At 60.0% G+C, this 20,238-nt stretch carries 17 protein-coding genes; 7 read left to right on the top strand and 10 right to left on the bottom strand.

Features of this window, described 5'->3' with window-relative positions; genetic code table 11:
• Nucleotides 1-32: 32 nt before the first annotated feature.
• The 3 genes from AC13RE_RS07655 to AC13RE_RS07645 all read right to left on the bottom strand — a co-directional run bounded on the left by AC13RE_RS07655 (nucleotide 33) and on the right by AC13RE_RS07645 (nucleotide 2,783).
• Complete coding sequence (locus AC13RE_RS07655; RefSeq protein WP_488562482.1) at nucleotides 33-1,145, bottom strand: nickel/cobalt transporter; 1,113 nt, start codon at nucleotides 1,143-1,145, stop codon at nucleotides 33-35.
• Nucleotides 1,139-1,798 (bottom strand): DUF1007 family protein, encoded by a 660-nt coding sequence (locus AC13RE_RS07650; RefSeq protein WP_165915217.1) that lies wholly within the window; start codon nucleotides 1,796-1,798, stop codon nucleotides 1,139-1,141. The genes AC13RE_RS07655 and AC13RE_RS07650 overlap by 7 nt, the downstream gene beginning before the upstream one ends.
• Before the next feature lie 91 nt (nucleotides 1,799-1,889).
• The gene (locus AC13RE_RS07645; RefSeq protein WP_132717580.1) at nucleotides 1,890-2,783 is read right to left on the bottom strand and encodes a LysR family transcriptional regulator; all 894 of its coding nucleotides are present in this window, start codon (nucleotides 2,781-2,783) and stop codon (nucleotides 1,890-1,892) included.
• A gap of 528 nt (nucleotides 2,784-3,311) precedes the next feature.
• Here AC13RE_RS07645 and odc2 point away from each other — a divergent pair.
• Together odc2 and AC13RE_RS07635 are read left to right on the top strand one after the other, a co-directional pair.
• On the top strand, nucleotides 3,312-4,445 hold the full coding sequence (gene odc2, locus AC13RE_RS07640) for an ornithine/lysine decarboxylase (protein ID WP_112335175.1): 1,134 nt from the start codon (nucleotides 3,312-3,314) through the stop codon (nucleotides 4,443-4,445).
• A 112-nt stretch (nucleotides 4,446-4,557) separates the two neighbouring features.
• Nucleotides 4,558-5,148, top strand: coding sequence for a GNAT family N-acetyltransferase (locus AC13RE_RS07635; RefSeq protein WP_488562481.1), 591 nt, complete (start codon nucleotides 4,558-4,560; stop codon nucleotides 5,146-5,148).
• Between the two features lie 57 nt (nucleotides 5,149-5,205).
• Here the strand turns inward: AC13RE_RS07635 and AC13RE_RS07630 are convergent, their stop codons facing one another.
• The 6 genes from AC13RE_RS07630 to AC13RE_RS07605 all read right to left on the bottom strand — a co-directional run bounded on the left by AC13RE_RS07630 (nucleotide 5,206) and on the right by AC13RE_RS07605 (nucleotide 12,560).
• Nucleotides 5,206-6,582: a cytochrome-c peroxidase gene (locus tag AC13RE_RS07630; RefSeq protein WP_488562480.1), complete on the bottom strand. Its 1,377-nt coding sequence runs from the start codon at nucleotides 6,580-6,582 to the stop codon at nucleotides 5,206-5,208.
• 19 nt (nucleotides 6,583-6,601) lie between these two features.
• Nucleotides 6,602-8,227 (bottom strand): phospholipase C, encoded by a 1,626-nt coding sequence (locus AC13RE_RS07625; RefSeq protein ID WP_488562479.1) that lies wholly within the window; start codon nucleotides 8,225-8,227, stop codon nucleotides 6,602-6,604.
• 424 nt (nucleotides 8,228-8,651) lie between these two features.
• Nucleotides 8,652-9,467, bottom strand: coding sequence for a serine O-acetyltransferase (gene cysE, locus AC13RE_RS07620; RefSeq protein WP_488562478.1), 816 nt, complete (start codon nucleotides 9,465-9,467; stop codon nucleotides 8,652-8,654).
• Between the two features lie 77 nt (nucleotides 9,468-9,544).
• On the bottom strand, nucleotides 9,545-10,534 hold the full coding sequence (locus tag AC13RE_RS07615; RefSeq protein WP_488562477.1) for a WD40 repeat domain-containing protein: 990 nt from the start codon (nucleotides 10,532-10,534) through the stop codon (nucleotides 9,545-9,547).
• A complete protein-coding gene (locus tag AC13RE_RS07610; RefSeq protein WP_488562476.1) occupies nucleotides 10,534-11,628 on the bottom strand; it encodes a CobW family GTP-binding protein in 1,095 nt (364 codons plus the stop codon). Before AC13RE_RS07610 ends, AC13RE_RS07615 begins: the two co-directional genes overlap by 1 nt.
• Nucleotides 11,629-11,768: 140 nt before the next feature.
• On the bottom strand, nucleotides 11,769-12,560 hold the full coding sequence (locus AC13RE_RS07605; RefSeq protein WP_488562475.1) for a creatininase family protein: 792 nt from the start codon (nucleotides 12,558-12,560) through the stop codon (nucleotides 11,769-11,771).
• 86 nt (nucleotides 12,561-12,646) lie between these two features.
• Between AC13RE_RS07605 and AC13RE_RS07600 the strand changes: the two genes are divergently transcribed.
• The 3 genes from AC13RE_RS07600 to AC13RE_RS07590 all read left to right on the top strand — a co-directional run bounded on the left by AC13RE_RS07600 (nucleotide 12,647) and on the right by AC13RE_RS07590 (nucleotide 15,307).
• Complete coding sequence (locus tag AC13RE_RS07600; protein ID WP_488562474.1) at nucleotides 12,647-13,159, top strand: MarR family winged helix-turn-helix transcriptional regulator; 513 nt, start codon at nucleotides 12,647-12,649, stop codon at nucleotides 13,157-13,159.
• Between the two features lie 118 nt (nucleotides 13,160-13,277).
• Nucleotides 13,278-14,297 (top strand): LacI family DNA-binding transcriptional regulator, encoded by a 1,020-nt coding sequence (locus AC13RE_RS07595; protein ID WP_112335169.1) that lies wholly within the window; start codon nucleotides 13,278-13,280, stop codon nucleotides 14,295-14,297.
• 41 nt (nucleotides 14,298-14,338) lie between these two features.
• Nucleotides 14,339-15,307: a 2-hydroxyacid dehydrogenase gene (locus AC13RE_RS07590; RefSeq protein ID WP_488562473.1), complete on the top strand. Its 969-nt coding sequence runs from the start codon at nucleotides 14,339-14,341 to the stop codon at nucleotides 15,305-15,307.
• Here the strand turns inward: AC13RE_RS07590 and AC13RE_RS07585 are convergent, their stop codons facing one another.
• Entirely contained in the window at nucleotides 15,308-16,096 is a 789-nt protein-coding gene (locus AC13RE_RS07585) for a gamma-glutamyl-gamma-aminobutyrate hydrolase family protein (RefSeq protein ID WP_488562472.1), read from the bottom strand. It abuts the gene before it with no gap.
• Between the two features lie 294 nt (nucleotides 16,097-16,390).
• Here AC13RE_RS07585 and AC13RE_RS07580 point away from each other — a divergent pair, with 294 nt between their 5' ends.
• Both AC13RE_RS07580 and AC13RE_RS07575 read left to right on the top strand, forming a co-directional pair.
• The gene (locus AC13RE_RS07580; protein ID WP_488562471.1) at nucleotides 16,391-17,497 is read left to right on the top strand and encodes a TRAP transporter substrate-binding protein; all 1,107 of its coding nucleotides are present in this window, start codon (nucleotides 16,391-16,393) and stop codon (nucleotides 17,495-17,497) included.
• 229 nt (nucleotides 17,498-17,726) lie between these two features.
• Complete coding sequence (locus tag AC13RE_RS07575; protein WP_488562470.1) at nucleotides 17,727-20,042, top strand: putative bifunctional diguanylate cyclase/phosphodiesterase; 2,316 nt, start codon at nucleotides 17,727-17,729, stop codon at nucleotides 20,040-20,042.
• The last annotated feature ends 196 nt before the right edge of the window (nucleotides 20,043-20,238 follow it).

Genomic DNA, 20,238 nt, shown 5'->3' with positions numbered 1-20,238 from the left:
AGCAAGCTTTCCCGAATTCTTCCGGAAATCGCTCAGTTCTGCAGCGAGGCGCCGAGCAGGATGATGCCCGTGCAAATGACGAGCAGTGCGCCGAGGATCTCGATACCGTTGCTCACCCAAACCGAAAGTCTCGAGCCCTTGCCGGTGAAGCGGACGGCGGTGCCTTTCGCGAAGACGGCGACGATGGCGAGCAGCGAGACGGTGAGCGCCGTACCGATGGACATGGCGAGGACCGATAGCAGACCGCCCAGATAGAGCCCGTTCAGCATCGAAAAGGTCATGACCAGCAGTGCGCCCGAGCACGGGCGCAGGCCGACTGCGGCGATCGCGGACCAGGCTTCGCGAGCGCTGAACTTTTCGTTCGACAACATCTTCGGATCGGGAAGATGGGCGTGGCCGCAGGTCTCGCAGTAAGCGCCGTTGCCGGTCGTATGGGCGGGATCATAGCATTGATAACCGCTGGCAGCGGGCATAGCGGCGCTGCTGCGCGCAAAACCTCTTGCTGAATCCGTGCCCGTTGCGGCTCCCTCGAACAGCGAGAGGCTGATTGGACCCGCCGATGTCGCAAGCTGCATTTCCTGACGCTGCGCCCGGCTCTGCATCATCGCCCGCAGCTTTCGGAACAAGAGCCAGCTGCCGAACAGGATGACCATGATGAAGCTGGTGATCTCCATGGCATTGGTCGCCATCGTCATGGTGATGCCGGAACCGCGCAGGACGAAATAGGCGGCGCCAACGACCAGGACGGCAACGAGCCCCTGAATGAGCGCGGAGACGAAGGAGATGCCGATGCCGCGTTTCAGCTCGATCTCGTTGGCGACCATGTAGGAGGAAATCACCGCCTTGCCGTGGCCGGGGCCGGCGGCATGGAAGATGCCATAGGCGAAGGAGAGGCCGATCAGCGTCCAGAGCTGCCATGGGTCCTGGCGCATGGCTTCGATGGACTTGGTGAGCGCACGATAGAAAGCCTGCTGCTCGTAGTTCACATAGAGGAAGATCGGCGCAAGCGGCCCGCCCATCGGCTGGAAACTTGGCTCGGCCGTGCCAATGCCGAGCGGCGAGCCAGCGGCATGGGCAAAACTGGCTGCCGCCAGAAGGGCGACAGCTGCGGCCGGCACAAACTTCCCTAACCTCGAAATCAGCATTGCACATCTATCCGCGTTGCGAAGAGCTTCGACATGGTCGTTCCCGTCGGATCGTTGAAGAAGGCATCCGTCAAGGTGGACTTGTTCTCGGCGATGACTTCATCCGGATTGGGTCGGACGACCTTATGCGTGCAGCTTTTGAAGGCGTCGCCCTCCGTTACCAATTCATTGTCGCTCGGGAAATCGATCGAGGTATAGAGCGTCGGGTCGTAGATGCCGAAACTCAGCGTGTTGCCCTTGGCGAGCGGCATCGGCTCGGCCGGCTTGACGGCGAAGAACATCAGGAGCTGGCCGTCGCGGAAGTCGACATTGATGACATCGGGCTTGTTCACCTTGATCACTTTGCCGTTGAGCGTCAGGTTCGCATAATAATCGTAGTCCGCCAGAGACTCGCGCACCGTCTTGCCAACCTCTTTCAGTTCGTCGGGATCGAGTTTCAGATTGGTGTTCTTGTCGAAATCCATGAGGACGGAGGAGGAGAACACTTCGTCGAACCGCCAGACGTTGCGCAGTTCGTGCACATTGCCATCCGCGCCGGCGAGCACTTCCAGACGGGCTTCCACGAAAATATGCGGATGCGCCGACGCTGCGGCCGGCGCAAGCAACAGGCCGCCGGTGAGGGCAACAGCGTAGGCGGTCGTGGATTTTCTCATGCGTCCGATAGATTTCGCGAGCATTGATTCACTTCGTTTTCTGGTCAGGAAATGAGACGGAATTGGGACCGGCCAAGCAACCTTGGCCCGTTCAGCCGTTCTTGCGGAACCAATTGTGCAGGTAGTCCACAAAGATGCGCACCTTTGCCGGGAGGTAGCGGCGATGCGGATAGACGGCATAAATGCCGCGATCGGTCGGAAGGTAATCGTTGAACAGTGTCAGCAACTCTCCGCTTTCGATCGCCTTGCGTCCGATGAAATCCGGGACGATGGCGACGCCGAGATCGGCGAGCGCCGCACGCAGCGTCGCATGCGGGCTGTTGACCTCGAGCGTGCCGTTGATCGCGACGTTGAAGGTCGTGCTGTCGGCATCCACGAAGCGGATGTTGCCCTGCGAGCGGGTGTTGGTATCGATGATGAAGGGAATGCGCGCAAGATCGGTCGGATGTTCGAGCGTCGGATAGCGATCGAGGAACGCTTGCGTTGCGCAGAGATGGACGCGGAAATCGGAAATCTTGCGGGCAATCATGCCGGAGTCTTCGAGCTTGGTAATGCGGACGGCGACATCGAAGCCTTCCTCGATGAGATCGACGAAACGGTCGTCGGCGGCGATTTCCAGCGAGAGATCGGGATTCTCCTTGGCAAAGTCGATCAGCGACTGTCCGACATCGGCGTCGACGAAGGTGCGCGGCACGGAAACACGCAGCCGACCTTTGAGCTGCTGATTATTCTCGCGCACGAGATCGGCAAGATTGTCGATCTCCTTCAGGATATCGGAGGCGGTGCGATAATAGGTATGGCCTGCCTCTGTCATGGAGAACTGACGCGTGGTGCGGTTCAAGAGCAGCGCGCCCAGCTCGTCTTCCAGTTCGCGGACATATTTCGACAAGAGCGCCTTGGAGCGGCCGGTCTTGCGGGCAGCTGCCGAAAATCCCTCGGCTTCGACCACGTCGATAAAGGCGCGAATCCGGGTCAAAGTGTCCATGGTGAAGCCTCCCGCTAACTGTTTCCGGATGTTGAACAAAATGCTTTGATTTGTTCAATTATTTTTTTCGAGCATGGCTGAAAAAAATTCTTGATTATTACGGCGAATATTCCTATTTCCCGATCAGCCCAAAGTCGCACGTGCCCGTGGGTGTCCGCCGATCCTCGATGTGGTGAGAAAATCGGTAAGGTACCTGGAACTAACCCCTCCAGTCGCTATTTCGGCCAACCGAAAAATGCGAGGACATCTGAAGCAACGACGGTGCGGGCCTTTTTGTTCTCTCCCGGCTTTCCATCAGCCGGGGATACTGAAGAGGCACACCTTCATTGCCGGAAGTGCGGTTGGGATATTCCCTCCAATCCATGGCAGACAAAGCGAATTAGCGCCGCTTGCGGCACTCGTTCATCATCCGCGCTTCGCGCATTTGCACGGTACCGGGGTCTCCACCGGCTGGTTCCTGAGCGAGTGAGCGTCGCCCTTTGTCCTCTGGGTTTTCCCCGGAGCCTTTGGAATTGAAAGGGAATTGACATGACCACGCAACGTATTCGCGATTTCCTCGCTACCCGACGTCCGGACGGTCCTTGCCTGGTGGTCGATCTCGATGTCGTCCGCGACAATTTTCACGCCTTCCGTCATGCCATGCCGGACAGTGCCATCTATTATGCCGTCAAGGCCAACCCGGCTCCGGAAGTGCTGCGCCTTCTCGCAAGCCTCGGCTCGAACTTCGATTGCGCGTCCGTCGCCGAAATCGAAATGGCGCTCGATGCCGGCGCGACCGCGGCTCGTATTTCCTTCGGTAACACCATCAAGAAGGAGCGCGATATCGCCCGTGCGCATGCGCTCGGTATCAACCTCTTTGCCGTCGACAGCCATGAGGAAGTCGAGAAGATTTCCCGTGCCGCGCCCGGCGCCCGCGTGTTCTGCCGCGTCCTGACCGATGGCGAAGGTGCGGAATGGCCGCTGTCGCGCAAGTTCGGCTGCGTTCCGCAGATGGCCGTCGATGTTCTCGTCTATGCCCATCAGCTGGGTCTGGAATCCTATGGCGTGTCTTTCCACGTCGGCTCGCAGATGACCAAGGTCGATGCCTGGGACGATGCTCTGGCCGATGCCAAGCGCGTCTTCGTTTCGCTCGCCAAGCAGGGCATTCACCTGCAGATGGTCAACATGGGCGGTGGTTTCCCGACCAAGTACCTGCGCGACGTTCCGTCTGCGGAGGCCTATGGTAAGGCGATCTTTGCGTCTCTGCGCGCTCACTTCGGCAACCAGATCCCGCACACGATCATCGAGCCGGGCCGCGGCATGGTCGGCAATGCCGGCGTGATCAAGGCTGAAGTCGTCCTGATTTCGAAGAAGTCGGATAATGACGCCGCTCGCTGGGTTTTCCTCGACATCGGCAAGTTCGGCGGTCTCGCTGAAACCATGGATGAGGCGATCCGCTACCCGATCCGCACCACGCGCGACGGCGACGAAATGGAGCCTTGCGTCATTGCCGGTCCGACCTGCGATTCGGCCGACGTGCTCTATGAGAAGAACCTCTATCCGCTGCCGGTGTCGCTCACCATCGGCGACGAGGTCCTGATCGAAGGCACCGGCGCCTACACCACGACCTACTCGGCTGTGGCGTTCAACGGTTTCGATCCGCTGAAGGCCTACATTATCTAAGGTCCCTAAGGGTCTAAAGTTCGATAAAGCCGCTCCCGTAGCCAGCCGGGGCGGCACTCTCACAATAGTCTGTCACCGCCGCTGATAACGGTATTGGGCACGGGAGGCCAAGATGGCCGCTGTTCTTGATTCTGTCCGCGCATTTTTTGCGCCGTCCACATTCACTCTCGACCTGGAAAATGCAGGCGATGTCGTTGCGCGCGAAAACTTGCTGGATCGCGCCATGGGTCCCGGCCGCCGCAAGAAGTCGTCGGAAAAGCTGCGCCAGGGCCGCGTGCCGACCGAAGGCCTGGCACTGGTCTCGCGCGATCGTGCCGGTCATGTCGTTGGCACGGTCCGTTTGTGGAACGTCGAAGCCGGCGTCGATCGCGAGACCCGTCCCGTCGATGCGCTGCTGCTCGGCCCGCTGGCGGTCGATCCTGCCTATGAAGGCAAGGGCATGGGCTCGGCGCTGATGCGCGCAGCCATCATGGAAGCCAAGAAGCGCGGTCACGGCGCGATCCTGCTCGTCGGCGATGCGCCTTACTACGAGCGTTTCGGCTTCTTTGCCGCAAAGACCCGCCATCTCGTCATGCCTGGCCCATTCCAGCGCGAGCGCTTCCTTGCTCTCGAGCTCAAGGAAGGCTGGCTCGATAGTGCCGCGGGCATGATCGTCGCCAGCGGCCGCAAGCTCGCACAGCCGCCGATATCAAAGGCTGCGTAAACGCACGAACAGCTTTGAGGTTTTCATACGTCTTCGCCCATCCGGGCGGAGGCGTTCCTAATTGGCGGCCTTTATGCCATCCTTCGCCGGGTCGTAGCCATCCGTCAGCGTCTTCAGAAAGGCAACGACATCGGCGATCTCGGCATCGTTCAGGGCAGGGGCATCGCCGAGCTTGCGGTTCATCGGCGCGTCGATGACATCGATATTGGCCTGATACCGCGCCGGCAGATCATCATATTTCAGCACCTTGCCGCTTGCATCCTTCGGATAGATTTCCTCCGGATTGGTATCGCGCTTGACGTAGAAGCGGGTGACATCCTCCAGTGTGCGGTAGACGCCATTGTGGAAGAAAACGTGGCGGGCAGCGACATTGCGCAGCGTCGGTGTTTTGAACAGCCCGCAATTCTGTTGCTGGGCGGAATAGGTGTCGTTGCGCAACGGGCCGCAAATCCCGGTGTCGTAGTAGCGCGCATCGGTATTGGCCGGAATCGTCGGATTGCGCGGTGCGCCGAGCGCCTCGAATTCGAAATCGGTCAAGTTGGGCATCTGCCCATCGCCGGTCATCTTGTCGAGATGGCAGGAGGCGCAGTTGCCCTTGCTCGCGTCGTCGAAGAGCTTCAGACCCCGCGCCTCAGCATCCGTCAGGACCGCCTTGCCGCGCAGATAATAGTCATACTTGCTCGTATATGGGTGGAAGGAGCGATCCTCGATCTGGTAGCGGGCGAGCGCGAAGCCGATCTCGGAGATCGTCATGTCCTGATCGTTGAGGATATTGTCGCCGAAGAGCGCCGAAATATCCTTGCCGTATCCCCTCTTCAGCTTGGTATAGACGGTGGCCGCATCGGCATTCGCCATTTCGAAGGGCGAGATCATCGGCTGCAAGGCCTGCTCTTCGAGCGAATCGACCCGCCCATCCCAGAACATGCCGCCCTGCGGTACGAGATTGGCCGCTGCCGCATCGGCTTTGACGACGGCCTGTGCCGTCAGCGGACTGGTGACGGCGGGGGCATTGGCCAGAGCCACGCCCGATGCTTCGGTCATCGGCGAGGCTTCCGCGGCCTCGTCGGTGGCACTTTCCTCGCCGATCGAGAAGGATGGGGTCGAGATCTTGTAGGCGAGGCTGGGCACGGCGCGGATGCCGGGCTGGTCAAGGTGCAAGCCGCCGAGCTGCACGGCAAGACCGTTGGCCGGCGCATAGTGGTTAGCCGGATCGTGGCACGTGGCGCAAGACATCTGGCCGCCGCCCGAGAGCGAGGGATCGAAGAACAGCTTTTTGCCGAGCTGCGCCACCGCGCTGAGCGGTGCCTGATCGTCATAGTCGTCGGTTGCCGAAGCACTGGCCGCCGGTTCGCTTGCCATGCCGATAGCCGCACCCGCGAGCGAGAGGCCCGCAAGTGCGAGGAGCGGCAGGAGACGGCGGTTGATCGAGGGCATTTCCGTCTCCCTGATAGTCTTAAGATGCCTGGTTGCCGGTCTTCGGATCGAGGATCAGCTTCGGCGCGTCACCCTTGGACCAGTCGAACATGGTGTTCAGCGAGCCCGAGAGCACATCGAAGGAGCCACCGCCGAGGCGGGCGCCGGCCATCCAGTTATCCTCGATGAAGCGCATGACGGAGGTCTGATCCGTCAGCGTGTGATCCACGAAGTTGACCTTGGCATAGGGCGAGATGACGAGCAGCGGCTGGCGGGTGCCATAGCCGCAGCGCCCCTGCGCCGGCTGGCCGCTGACGCCGGGCAGGGCAGTGCCGGTGGAGCAGCCATCGCCGCTCAGCACGTCATAGCCCTTGACCGGGATTTTCGACGGATTGACGACAGCATGGGCATGGTCATACCAGCCGTCGGAATCGTCGTAGAGGAGGATGATGGCGGTGTCCTTCCAATCCGGCGAATTCTGCACGGTGTTGACCACCTGCGTGACGAATTCCTGCTCGTCCAGCGGATCGGAATAGCCGGCATGGCCATCCTGATAGGCAGGTGCCTTCAGGAAGCTGATCGTGGGCATATTGCCATTCTTCAGGGCCGCATAGAAGTCGTTCATGTCGTACTGATGGTTTGCCGCATCCGTCGTGCCGATCGCCGTCACAGAAGAGGGGCGCGCATGCGTCGGGTTGGCAGTCGAGGCATAATATTGGAACGGCTGGTGATGCGGAATGTAGTCGGTGTAACTGACCTTGGTGACGGGCGACGTGGTCGCGCGCTTGCAACCCGTCGTGCCGTCCGGGTTGGTTAGCGAGAGGTCGAAGCCGCCTTCGAAGAAGCCCCAGGTGATCTTGTGCTCGTTCAGCATGTCGCCAATGTTCTTGCCATACATCAGTGCCGTCTGGCCGACCGAGCAGACATCGCCGGTGGGATCGAAGTCGCTGATCGCGGTCCAGCCGCCGTTGCCGTCAGGCACGATGCGGCCCTTGGAATAGGTACCATCGCTTTCCAGCGTGTAACCGGGCGGCAGGATGGCGCCGTTGGTCTGGCCGGAGATGAGGTTCAGCGCGCCGGGGGTCGAGGGGCCGAAATTGGTGGAGAAGGAATTGTCGTTCAGCGCGTAATGTTGGGCGTAGTTCCAAAGGGCCGTGACGGTGTTGCCGTCATAATAGCCCATGACCTGCCCCTTGGTGCCGAATGCGCCGGCAGCCCCCTTGGTGCCACGGCCGGTATTGGCCGGGAAAAGGTCCATGGCGAAGTTGTTGTAGGCGGCCTGTTCGGCGGTATAGCCATGGTTCTGCGACTGGGTTGCCGCCTGCGTGCGGTCGAGCCGGAAAGGGGCTGCGGCATCGGCACCGTTTGCCGTGTTGGTCTTGTTCGGATTGTTGTCGAGAAGACCGGCATTGGCGAGCGTGTTGATATCCGTCGGCGTGTTGTCCGCTGCCTTGAACGCCGGTTCGCCATCGACATTCGCGGCCTTGGGGTAGGTCGCGAAATAATGGTCGAAGGAGACGTTTTCCTGGAAGATCACGACAAGATGCTTGATGGGGGTCGCGGTATTCGGCGCCGGCGCCACGTCAGCGGCACCGGCCGTGGAACAGAGCAAAACAAGGCCAAGCGCGCTGCCGGTTGTAAGCGCGCGCCGTGAAAGACTGGTCATCGTCATATCCTCTTCGGGTGGGGGCATTGCTCCGGCGCATTTGCGCCACGCCGGGCATAGAGAACCCTTCCGAGCTATCAACGGAGGATGACAATTCCATGAAGGGTGCGGGCAAGCGATTCCGCCGCTGATATGGCATCTCCGGTAAGCACTTGATTCTGCTATACTGGGTGCAGAACGGTACGAGACGCCTGTGCGGAGCGTTTACGGTGCTACCTTATGTCACGGACTGCCAGCGGGTGTTTCCTCACCCGCCCTCGTGCTTCGAGACGGCCCTTCGGGGCCTCCTCGGCATGAGGGCTGATTTTGCGTGCCTCCCCCTTGGAACCACTTCACCGCATGGTGAGGTGCAGCGCCGTTAAGCGCCGCGAAAACGGCGATGCCTCGAACCACGAGGTGGCCACGGTCCTTCATTCAGGTGAAATCAGATATTCTGATCCATCGTCTCGGCAGGGATCTCGTCGGCGCGATGGATGCGCACGACCACCGCCGGGACGCCGGCGACAGTGCAATGGGGCGGCACGGGTTTGACCACGACGCTGCCCGCGGCAACCTTGCTGAAGGCACCGACTTCGATGTTGCCGAGGATCTTGGCGCCGGCGCCGATCATCACGCCGTGGCGGATTTTCGGGTGACGGTCGCCGCTCTCCTTGCCGGTGCCGCCAAGCGTGACGTTTTGCAGGATCGACACCTCATCCTCGATGACGGCGGTCTCACCGATGACGATGCCGGAGCCGTGGTCGAGCATGATCGAGGTGCCGATCTTCGCGGCCGGATGGATATCCGGGCCGAAGACGAGCGAGACGAGATTGGCGAGCCAGCTTGCGATTTCCCTGCGGCCCTCCGTCCAGAGCGCATGGGCGATTCGGTGTGTCTGCAGGGCATGGAAGCCCTTCAGGTTCAGAAGCGCATGCAGATAGGTGGTGCAGGCGGGGTCGCGGGTCCGCACGGCAACGAGATCCGCTTCCGTTGCCTGCAGGATGGCGGGATATCGCCTCAGTACGTCGGACAGCAGCGAGAGCATGTCGCCATGCTCGATCCTAACAACGCAGAGGCGTGCCGCCAGTACGTTGGCAAGGCTTTCAGCATCAGAGATTCCGCCAAGCAATTGCGCCTGCAGCAGAGGAGCGAGCGTCGGCTCGCGCGCAGTAAGCTCGGCGGCTTCGCAGCGGATCACGTCCCAGACGTTTTCGGCTAGGGCAGGAGAATTTTCGGCGATTGCCGTTCCTGGCTGGGGCATGGTCCTGTCTTTCTGCATCTCATTGTTTTCACGCAATTCCGGACGGAAAACCGCTGCGCACTTTCCCTGGAATTGCTTTAACCGGAGATGTCCACAACGCCGCAGTCGCCAGCTTCGGAGGCGAAGGCGAGCAGCTTGCCAGACTTGCTCCAACTCATCGATGTGATCGCACCCTTGCCGGGTCGGCGCAAGAGCGCTTCCTTGGCGTCGCCGATGCGGACCGCCAGGATCATGCCGTCGATGAAGCCGATGGCGAGAATATCCTCGACGGGATGAAACTTTACCGAGGTCGCCATGATGTTGGCGCGCGTGCCGAGCTCCAGCGGCGCCTTGCCCATCGGGCCATCCTTGCCCTGGAAGGGCCAGACGATCGCGGCCGGTGCGCCCGACGAGGCGAGCCACTTGCCCTTGTTTGACCAGGAGAGCGACTTCACCTTGGCGGGATAGCCGGTCATGCGCATGTGCCGGGCTTCGGCACCCGGCTTCGCATCCATCTTCCAGCCGTGCAGGGCATTTTCCTGCATGGTGGTGACGATGAACTGACCATCCGGCGAGAAGGTGACGCTGGTATGGGCGCCTTTCCATTCGAGATTGACCGGCGGCGCGCTCATGCCCACCCAATGCAGCGACACGCCGTTGTAGCGGGCGACGGCGATCCGCATACCCTTGGGCGCGAAGGCGATGCCTTCGACGGTGCGCTCTTCCGGGAACTCTTTCGTCGTCCCGTCGGAGAGCCGTACGAAAGTGCTCTTGCCATAGGAATAGGCGACAGCGCCTTGCGGGCCTGCTGCAAGCTGGCTGATCCATTTGCGCGGCGCTTCGGCCAGTACCGTCGTGCTGCCGTCCGCGGCAATCCGGAGAACCTTGCCGTCCTCGCCGCCCGAAATCAGGCTCTCGCCATGGGGGTCGCGGATGCAGGTCAGCATCCCATGATGAGCTTCGGTGATCTTCTCCCCGCCTTCTAGGCGATGGATCGCGCCGGCGGCGCTGGCGAAGAAGGGGGTATCACCTAAAAATTCGACGGCCAGAACGTGGCCGTCGATATCAAGCGGAGCAACAGTCGGCATCACGCAGACGCCTCGCACGCCTTGAAGCTGGCTTCCAGCTTTTCGCGGTCGAGCTCGCGGCCGATGAACACCAGGCGGCTTTCATGCTTCTCGCCGTCTTTCCAGGGGCGCTGATGATCGCCTTCGATGATCATGTGCACGCCCTGGACGACGTAGCGTTCCGGATCGTCCTTGAAGGCGATGATGCCCTTGAGGCGAAGGATATTCGGGCCTTGCGTCTGCGTGACCTTCTGGATCCAGGGGAAGAAGCGTTCGGCATTCATCTCGCCGCCGCGCAACGAAACCGACTGCACGGTGACGTCGTGGATCGGCGAAGGCGCGTGGTGGTGGTGATGGTCGTGATCGTGATCATGGTGGTGATGATCGTGGTGATGATCGTGGTCATGATCATGATCATGAGCGCAATCCGGGCCGCAGACATGATCCTCATGGCCGTGCTCGAGGAAATGCGGGTCGTTCTCGAGCGCGCGTTCCAGGTTGAAGGCGCCCTGGTTCAGCACGCGGGCAAGATCGACGCCGGAGCGGGTCGTCTTGTAGACGCGGGCGGCCGGGTTGATCGCGTGGACGATATCCTCGATCTGGGCCAGCTCTTCCGGCGTTACGAGATCCGACTTGTTGATGACGACGACGTCGGCAAAGGCGATCTGGTCTTCGGCTTCGCGGCTGTCCTTCAGTCGCAGCGGCAGGTGCTTGGCGTCGACGAGCGCGACGACGGCGTCGAGTTCGGTCTTGGCGCGAACATCGTCGTCCATGAAGAAGGTCTGGGCGACCGGAACCGGATCGGCAAGGCCGGTGGTTTCGACGATGATGCCGTCAAAGCGGCCGGGACGGCGCATCAGGCCTTCGACGACGCGGATCAGGTCGCCGCGAACGGTGCAGCAGACGCAGCCGTTGTTCATTTCGTAGATTTCTTCGTCCGACTCGACGATCAGGTCGTTGTCGATGCCGATCTCGCCGAACTCGTTGACGATGACGGCGTATTTCTTGCCGTGGTTTTCGGAGAGGATGCGGTTCAACAGCGTCGTCTTGCCGGCGCCGAGATAGCCGGTGAGAACGGTGACGGGAACGGGCTTTTGCGTGGCTGTTTCGATCATGGGAGCCTCGAAATATGGAAGGTTGCCCCGGGGAGCAGACATTGGTCGGGTTCCATATAAGGAGTTGGAGACGTCAGTTCAAAGGCTTTTGTATGTTATAAGATCACATTGGATTGCGGAGAGGCGATTTGGCCGCATAGTCACGACAGCGTCGACATATCGAAGCGGTCGACATCTTCAAGCACTTCGACGAGACCTTTGACAGCGTGCGAGATCAGCCGTTCACCCTTCTCCGCCATTGCGACGCCGGCATTGCCGGCGACGCCTTGTGCGCTCAGATCGGACATTTTCCAGCCGAAAGCGTGAGGGCCGTAGGCGCGCAGATGTTTGAAGCCCTTGATAAACTCGGATTGGCGCGATGGGAAATTCGCCGCCTTCGACATGTCCACCTTCTCCGGATGCAGGGCGAGCATGACCGATGTCTCAATATCGCCGCCGTGAATGTCGATGGCTTTGTCGTCCGGCGAGATCAGCCCCTCCGGCACGCCGAAACGCGTCCAGCTGGTGGCGACCGCCAGCATGTCGAAGCGCACGCGCGCTTCCGTCGCCACGATGGTCATCAGCGGCGAGTTTCCGCCATGGGCGTTCAGCATGACGAATTTACGAATGCCGAGATTGTTCATCTGCTCGGCAATGCCGAGCCACCGCCGAACAGCTTCGTCAAAAGCCAGCGTCCGCGTACCGACGACATCCATATGCTCGATGGAATAGCCAACCGGCTCGACGGCGAGAAAGGTGGCCGGCAGGTTTGCCGGCAAGGCAACCTTGAGACGCGACACGATTCCTTCCGCGATGAGCGCGTCGGTTTCGAACGGCAAATGTGGGCCGTGTTGCTCATAGGCGCCAAGTGGCAGTACGGCGATCCATTTTCTTCGCTCTTCGGGCGTCAATGTTTCATCATTGTCATCGAAACATGGCAAAGGATGCGCCATCTGAGGGTGTACCTCTTGTTTATGTCAGTAACCTGCGCAATGTCATAGCGTGATGACTTAGCGGCGAAAAGGTCAATGGAATCACGATGGGCAAAAAGAACAAGGTCGGGAAGAAAAGTAAGTCAGGTAAGAAGAAGGATCACCGGGACTACACGCTTGCCGATCTGTCGCCGGCCTTGACGCAGGCGGCGCGGTCCATGCGCACGGTGATGACGCGCAGCCTGACGGCGAGCGGCCTCTATGCCGGACAGGACGGTGTCATTCTTGCGCTCGCGGCAAGCGATGGTCTTCCGGCCGGTACGCTGGCCCATAAGCTCGGCGTCAAGGCGCCGACGATGACGCGCACGATCGGCCGCATGGAGGCGCAAGGCTTTGTCGAACGGCGGCCGGATGCCGACGATGCCCGCCTGACCAAGGTCTATCTGACGGAAGCGGGGCGAAACAGCGTCAGCGAGATCGAAAGTTCGGCGGCGAGCTGCGATGAGCTTGCGACCCGTGGCTTCTCGGAAAAAGACATCCGCTCGCTTGTGCGCCTGCTCAAGACGATCGAGCATAATCTCCAGGCCGGAGATGACGATGAGGCTGAAGACGAATTCTGAGAATCCTTGAGAATTCGTGTTGCGCGGCGTGATTAAAGCTTTTAATTAAAGATTTTAAATTCCGAAATCGTAAAACGATCGGAATATGTTACGGCTGCGTTTCACGGGGAGGGCGCGCGTGGCGCAAAAGATAAAGCTTTCTACAATTGCGGAAACGCTGGGCATTTCAACGGCAACGGTATCTCTGGCCTTACGCGACAGCCCATTGGTTGCGGTCAATACCCGCGAGAAGATCAAAGACCAGGCCCGCGCGCTGGGCTATATCTACAATCGCCGCGCGGCGAGCCTGAGGACATCCCGATCGGGCATCATCGGTGTCGTCGTACATGACATCATGAACCCCTTCTATGGGGAAATCCTGAAGGCGATCGAAAGTGAGCTCGATCGCAGCCGCCACACCTTCATCCTTTCCAATCACTATGATTCTGTCGAAAAGCAGCGGACCTTCATCGAGACGCTGCTGCAGCTCGGCGGTGACGGCGTCATCATGTCGCCGGCGATCGGGACGCCGCCGGAAGATTTCGAGCTGGCGGAAGAAAACGGCATGCCGGCCATCCTCGTCGCGCGACAGATCGAAGCGCTGGATCTGCCGACCTTTCGCGGCGACGACAGCTACGGGATCTCGCTTGCGACCAATCACCTGATCAGCCTTGGCCACCGCTCCATAGCGATGATCGGCGGCACCGATCAGACTTCGACGGGGCGCGACCGCTATCAGGGCTATGTGAATGCGCTGCGCAAGGCTGCTATCGAGGTCGATCCCAATCTGCGCATTCCCGGCGCACGTTCCAAGCAGGGCGGCTTCGAGGCGGCGGTGCATTTCCTGTCGCTGCCGCAGAAGCCGACGGCGGCCGTCTGCTGGAACGACCTGGTCGCCATCGGTCTCATGAACGGCATTTCGCGCGCCGGCCTCGTTCCCGGGCGAGACATTTCGGTCACCGGCTATGACGATCTGGAGGAGGCGGCGATCGCAACGCCGGCGCTGACCACCGTCTGGAACGGTCAGGCCGAGGTCGGAAGGCTTGCAGCGCGCGCGCTTTTGGATAGGCTGGCGGGAAGCCATGAACCGGACGGTATTCATCTGATCAAGCCGGAAATGCGCATCCGCCAATCGACGGCGCCTTATAAAGCTCGCTAGCAGCGGTTCGGCGCCGAACTGTCTCTCAAGAGGAAAGATCCATGTCCGATAGTCGCATCGCCGTCCTCGTTCCGGGGAAGATACACCCGCGTGTCCTCGAAAGGCTCGGAAAACAGTTCGATATCGTTTCCGTCGAACGCGATGGCGGTCCGAAGGTTGATGCGGAAACCGCATCCCGCATCCGCGGCGTTGCCGTTGCAGGCAGCTTCGATGCCGGCTGGATCGATGCCTTTCCCAATCTCGAAGTCATCGCCAATTTCGGGGTCGGCTATGATGGGATCGACGTCAAGCACGCCGCCTCGAAGGGGATCGTCGTCACCAATACGCCTGACGTCCTAAACGACGAGGTCGCCGATACCGCGATCGCCTTGCTCTTGAACACGCTGCGGCAGTTTCCGAAGGCGGAGACCTGGCTGCGTGAGGGGCGCTGGGCAAAGGAGGGAGCCTTCCCGCTCTCGCCCTTTTCCATGAAGGGACGCCGCATCGGCATCAACGGTCTCGGCCGTATCGGCCTGGAGATCGCGAGAAGGCTGGAGCCGTTCAAGGTGAAGATCGGCTATCACACCCGCACGCCGCGCGATTCGCTGCCTTACGATTACTATCCGACGCTGCTTGAGATGGCGCAATCGGTGGATACGCTGATTTCCATCGTGCCGAAGACGCCCGAGACGCACAAGGTCATCAATGCCGAGATCCTGTCGGCGCTCGGGCCGCAGGGCGTGTTCATCAACGTCGGCCGCGGCTGGTCCGTGGATGACGACGCGCTGATAACAGCCCTCGGCAACGGCACGCTGGGAGCTGCCGGTCTCGACGTCTTCTACGACGAACCGAATGTCCCCACAGGCTATCTCTCGCTGCCGAATGTTTCCCTGCTGCCGCATGTGGCCTCGGCCTCGGTGCCGACGCGCGATGCCATGGCCGATCTTGTTGCCGACAACGTCATCGAATGGTTCGCTAGGGGCGAGCCTGTGACGCCGGTGCCGGAAACGCCGGTCAAGGCGCGAGGCTAATCAGACGGCTTTTTGCTGATAGGGAGCGGCCGCAGGTCGCTCTTTGCCAGCTGCGTAATCGCGCACCGCATCGCCGAAGGCGGTGAAGAGCTTCAATGATGGGGAATCCGTCTCCGCCCAATATTCCGGGTGCCATTGCACGCCGACGGCAAAGGCCTTGGCGCCAATGACGGAGACGGCCTCGATCGTGCCGTCTTCCGCGAGTGCCTCCACCTGCAGTCTCGGCGCCGTATCGGCAATCGCCTGGCGATGCAGCGAATTGACACGCACTTCACCCGGTCCGACGACACGGGCGATACACGAGCCTTCGTTGACGAAGACGCTCTGGCGGATCGAATACATCGTATCGCGATCGACATTCGGCGGCTTGCGGTGATCCCAGATGCCCGGCTGGTCCTGGATTTCGCTGGCAAGCGTGCCGCCAAGCGCAACATTCAGCTCCTGAATGCCGCGGCAGATGGCGAGCATCGGGATGGCGCGGTCGATCGCGCGGCGGATGAGTGGCAGCGATGTCGCGTCGCGCGCCGGGTCGAAAGGACCGTCGCTATCCTTTGCCTCTTTTCCATAGAGGGATGGATGCACGTTGGTCGCCGAACCGGAAACGAGCAGCCCGTCCACCCGGTCGAGAATGGCGTCGGCATCATTGTCGTCCTCAAGTGCGGGAACGATGAGTGCCATCAATCCCGCCGCTTTGACCGCCGCGCGGACATATTGCAGCTGCACCGCATGCCAGCTGGTGCCATCGAACTCGCGGATATCGGCGGGAATGGCGATGATCGGTCTGGACATTCGAGGCTCCGGCAAGGGCGAAACGGTTGTATGGTAGGACCTCTGGACGATCATGATGTCAATCCAAAGGCTGTTATCCACGTCACGAATCTACGCGAAGACGGCGCAGGCAGCAACGTGCAGCGGCATCCATAAGGCTTTGTTTCTCTTCGTCATGCGGATGTACAGGAATCGCCATAATGCGGTGCAAGAGAGCTAACTTGAAAGACTGGCTGCGGCGTGGTTAGTTCCATCGCTTGCGCCGTGACGGGAGCGTGCCGCTCCTCAGCAATGCCGTCCGTATGGGAGAATTCGATGGATCGCCGTTCCTTCATCAGGCGGGCAGGAGCCGTTGGCGCAGGTGCCGCCGCTTCTGCGCTTGCGACCCCGGCCCTTGCCCAGGAATATCCGAAGATCACCTGGAAGATGACCTCCTCCTTCCCCAAGAGCCTGGACACGATCTATGGCGGCGCGGAGGATATTGCCGCGCATGTTTCAGACGCGACCAACGGCAATTTCCTCATCCAGACCTATGAGGCCGGTGAGATCATTCCCGGCGCACAGGCGGCCGATGCGGTCAGCGCCGGCGCCGTCGATGCCGCGCACACCTGCTCCTATTATTTCTGGCAAAAGGATCCAACCTATGCCATCGGCACGGCGCTGCCCTTCGGCCTCAATGCCCGGCTGACCAACGCATGGTTCTACCAGGGCAACGGCAACAAGCTGATGAACGAATTCTATGCCACACAGGGCATCTTGGGGCTTCCCGCAGGCAACACCGGCGCGCAGATGGGCGGCTGGTTTCGCAAGGAAATCAATACGCTCGACGATCTCAAGGGTCTGAAAATGCGCATTGCCGGTCTGGCCGGCAAGGTGATCGAGAAGATCGGAGTCGTGCCGCAGCAGGATATCGCGGTCAACGGCGTCTACGACGCGCTGAGCAAGGGCACCGTCGATGCGGCCGAATGGGTCGGACCCTATGACGACCTGAAGCTGGGGCTGCAAAAGATCGCGAAGTATTATTATTATCCTGGCTGGTGGGAGGGCGGCGCCGTGGTGCATGCCTTTTTCAACCTGGAAAAATGGAATGCCCTGCCGAAGCCTTATCAGGCAATTCTCGGCGATGCATGCGCCTTCGCCAACACCAACATGCTGGCGAAATACGACGTCAAAAATCCGCAGGCGCTGAAGGAAATCGTGACACAAGGTGTGACGCTCAGGCCCTTCAGCCAGGAGATCATGGAGGCCTGTTTCCAGGCAGCCGGCGCGCTCTATGCCGATCTCTCGAAATCCAATGATTATTTCAAGCGCATTTACGAGGACCAGGTCGCCTATAAGAAGGATGCCTATCTGTGGATGCAGCTTTCCGAGTATACCTTCGATACCTTCATGATGATCCAACAGCGGGCAGGCAAGCTATAATTGTATTTCATAAGTCTTCGGCGATATATCGTTTCCTTTATTAGTGGTCTAACATCATATCAACGTGAGCGTGTACCGAGAATCATTATCCCAGTGTGATGCTGGACACAGTCGAGCTTCCATTTAAACTGCCGCTTTGAGTGAAAAATCTTTCCGGACGGGCTCAGTTCGGGCAAGTAAATTTTAAAGGGTTTCCACTACGGTGTCCGCCGCATCAGGGGAAGTCTGAATGAAGCCTCCAAGCCCGGACACCGTGCCGACGGATATTTATCTGTCGTTTGTCAGTTCGCTTTTCGGAAACCGGAAAACGCTCGTTACAGGCGTATTCGTTCATATCCTCATATATGTCCTCGTTTTTCTGAGCACAGATGCCGGCATCTATCTGGCCTTTTGCGTGGCGTTTGCCGTCGTCTTCGGCTTACGGATCAATTTTTTCCGGCAGTTCGACGCAGCCGACAAGAATGGCTTTACGCGCGCCGATATAGCCAGCTGGGAAACGCGCTATGTTGTCGGCGCCGCGGCCACCGCCGCCATTCTTGGCATCGGAAGCGGCTATGCCATCCTCATCCTGCGCGATCCGCTGGCGGAATTCATCTGCGTCGCCGTCACCATGGCGTCCATGGTGTCGATCGTCGGCCGTAACTACGGCTCACCTCGTGCGGTCGATCTTCAGATTCTGGCCTGCTGCGTGCCGATTGTCATCGCCTGCCTGTTGTCGCAGGAACTCTACAAGGGAATCGCCTCCCTCATGCTCATCCCGTTCGGGCTGACGACGCGTGCGATGGCAAATGGCATGCGCGAATTCCTCTACAGGAACATTGTCGCCTCCCGCGAGATATCGTTGATGGCCGACAGGTTCGACACCGCGCTCAACAACATGCCCCACGGGCTGTTCATGCTGGACGCCCAAAACCGGATTCTGGTCGTCAATCGCAAAGCCTGCGAGCTCCTAAATTTCGCCGATCCGCAGCGGCTCAAGGATTGCGAATTCGACGTCGTTCTACGTTATGGCGCCCGTCACGCCTTCATCGACGGATCACTTCCCGGGCTCATTCAGCGGCAGTTGGCCCAACTCGTCAGCGGCACGCTTTCCCGAACCCTCATTCAATTCAATGAGGATCAGTTCCTGGAATTTTCGGCCAGCCGGCGTGCCGATGGAATCGTCATCCTGATCTTTGAAGACGTGACGGTGCGTATTCGCGCTGAACGCAAGATCCTACATATGGTGCGGTACGACCCTTTGACCGGGCTACCGAACCGTGAATATTTCGTGGACCAGATCAAGGAAAGGCTGGCTGCGCGCAACCGGGAAAGCCGCATCGGCATCCTTGTTCTGGATATCGACGATTTCAAACACGTCAACGATATCAAGGGGCATGTTGCCGGGGACCGTCTGCTGGTTGCGGTAGCCGAGCGTTTGAAGGCGCTTGCCGGCACGACAGCGCTTGTCGCTCGTCTCGTCGGCGATCAATTCGTGCTGTTCTTTCCGAATGAGGACGATGTTCCGGATATCGATGGCCGCATCCGCGCCCTGCATGCGGCAATGGCCGGCACCTATGATGCGGAGGACAGCAGCTTTCGGGTTTCCGTCAGTGGCGGGTATATGACCATGCCCGGCCGGGAATTTCGCCCAGAGGAGTGGCAGATCAAGGTCGATCTCGCTCTCTTCGAGGCAAAATCACGGATGAAGGGCGGCTGCAGCGCCTTCGAGCAGGAGATGGACGCACGCTATGTCGAGCGGCAGACGCTGAAGGACGACCTGCGCGAGGCGGTCGAGGCCGGCAGGCTTCAAGCCGTCTACCAACCGATGTACACGCCGGATGGCTCGCGCATCGAATGCTGCGAGGCGCTCGCGCGCTGGATTCACCCGGAAAAGGGCTCAATTCCGCCTGATCTTTTCGTGCAGCTTGCCGAGGAGATGGGCATCGTTGCCGGCATCACTCGCTTCATGGTCGATCGTGCTTGCCGCGATTGCGTTTCATGGCCTGCGCCACTCGCCGTTTCAGTCAATCTCTCGGCGCAGGATCTGCGCAATGACGAGATTGTCAAAATCGTGATCGCGGCGCTCGAGACGTCGGGACTTGAGCCCTCCCGCCTGCATCTCGAAGTTACCGAAAGCTGCCTGATGGACGAGGTAGCAACCGTCCGCTCCATTCTCGCGGATTTCCGGGCTAGGGGTATCACGATTGCGATCGACGATTTCGGAACGGGATTTTCCAGCCTCAGTTACCTCGATACGCTGCCGGTGGATGTCGTGAAGATCGACCGGTCTTTCGTTCGCGACATCACGACGGACAGCCGCCGTTTCAAGCTGCTATGCGGCATCGTCGATCTTTCCCGCGCCCTCAGCCTGCATGTCGTGATCGAAGGTGTCGAGACGCTGGAGCAACTGGCATTGGTCGTCGAGCGGAACTTGGCGGATATCATCCAGGGCTATGTATTTTCCCCTCCGATAGCCCCAGAGCAAGTCGCCGAGAAGGTCGCCAGCCTCGATAGACGGCAGCTGGGAGCCGGCAGGCTCTTCTCGCCCGAGACCGTCCGATAGTTGGCGGCGGCGCTGCAGTCCCCTGGCATTTGGAATCCTCCGGCAATTCGATCGGCCCGCACCACCTGCGACCTTCTCGTGCATTGCATTTTTCCTCGCTTTGTGTAACGCCTCGGTAGAGGAAAATTGGTTGCGGTATCTCTCTTATAAGATATTGCACCTTTTGAGGATGAACTCCGGCCGGCAGTCTAGATCG

The organism is Martinezella sp. CNPSo 3959 (genome assembly GCF_057784355.1).
The sequence above is the reverse complement of the archived record's forward strand: the minus strand, read 5'-3'. Positions and strand labels throughout refer to the sequence as shown.

Excerpts from the sequence above, each read along its gene's own strand:
- AC13RE_RS07605 (WP_488562475.1), bottom strand. The coding sequence starts at position 12,560 with ATGGCGCATCCTTTGCCATGTTTCGATGACAATGATGAAACATTGACG.
- odc2 (WP_112335175.1), top strand. The coding sequence starts at position 3,312 with ATGACCACGCAACGTATTCGCGATTTCCTCGCTACCCGACGTCCGGAC.
- AC13RE_RS07615 (WP_488562477.1), bottom strand. The coding sequence starts at position 10,534 with ATGCCGACTGTTGCTCCGCTTGATATCGACGGCCACGTTCTGGCCGTC.
- AC13RE_RS07645 (WP_132717580.1), bottom strand. The coding sequence starts at position 2,783 with ATGGACACTTTGACCCGGATTCGCGCCTTTATCGACGTGGTCGAAGCC.
- cysE (WP_488562478.1), bottom strand. The coding sequence starts at position 9,467 with ATGCCCCAGCCAGGAACGGCAATCGCCGAAAATTCTCCTGCCCTAGCC.
- AC13RE_RS07635 (WP_488562481.1), top strand. The coding sequence starts at position 4,558 with ATGGCCGCTGTTCTTGATTCTGTCCGCGCATTTTTTGCGCCGTCCACA.
- AC13RE_RS07630 (WP_488562480.1), bottom strand. The coding sequence starts at position 6,582 with ATGCCCTCGATCAACCGCCGTCTCCTGCCGCTCCTCGCACTTGCGGGC.
- AC13RE_RS07625 (WP_488562479.1), bottom strand. The coding sequence starts at position 8,227 with ATGACCAGTCTTTCACGGCGCGCGCTTACAACCGGCAGCGCGCTTGGC.
- AC13RE_RS07585 (WP_488562472.1), bottom strand. The coding sequence starts at position 16,096 with ATGTCCAGACCGATCATCGCCATTCCCGCCGATATCCGCGAGTTCGAT.
- AC13RE_RS07655 (WP_488562482.1), bottom strand. The coding sequence starts at position 1,145 with ATGCTGATTTCGAGGTTAGGGAAGTTTGTGCCGGCCGCAGCTGTCGCC.
- AC13RE_RS07580 (WP_488562471.1), top strand. The coding sequence starts at position 16,391 with ATGGATCGCCGTTCCTTCATCAGGCGGGCAGGAGCCGTTGGCGCAGGT.
- AC13RE_RS07600 (WP_488562474.1), top strand. The coding sequence starts at position 12,647 with ATGGGCAAAAAGAACAAGGTCGGGAAGAAAAGTAAGTCAGGTAAGAAG.
- AC13RE_RS07610 (WP_488562476.1), bottom strand. The coding sequence starts at position 11,628 with ATGATCGAAACAGCCACGCAAAAGCCCGTTCCCGTCACCGTTCTCACC.
- AC13RE_RS07575 (WP_488562470.1), top strand. The coding sequence starts at position 17,727 with ATGAAGCCTCCAAGCCCGGACACCGTGCCGACGGATATTTATCTGTCG.
- AC13RE_RS07650 (WP_165915217.1), bottom strand. The coding sequence starts at position 1,798 with ATGAGAAAATCCACGACCGCCTACGCTGTTGCCCTCACCGGCGGCCTG.
- AC13RE_RS07590 (WP_488562473.1), top strand. The coding sequence starts at position 14,339 with ATGTCCGATAGTCGCATCGCCGTCCTCGTTCCGGGGAAGATACACCCG.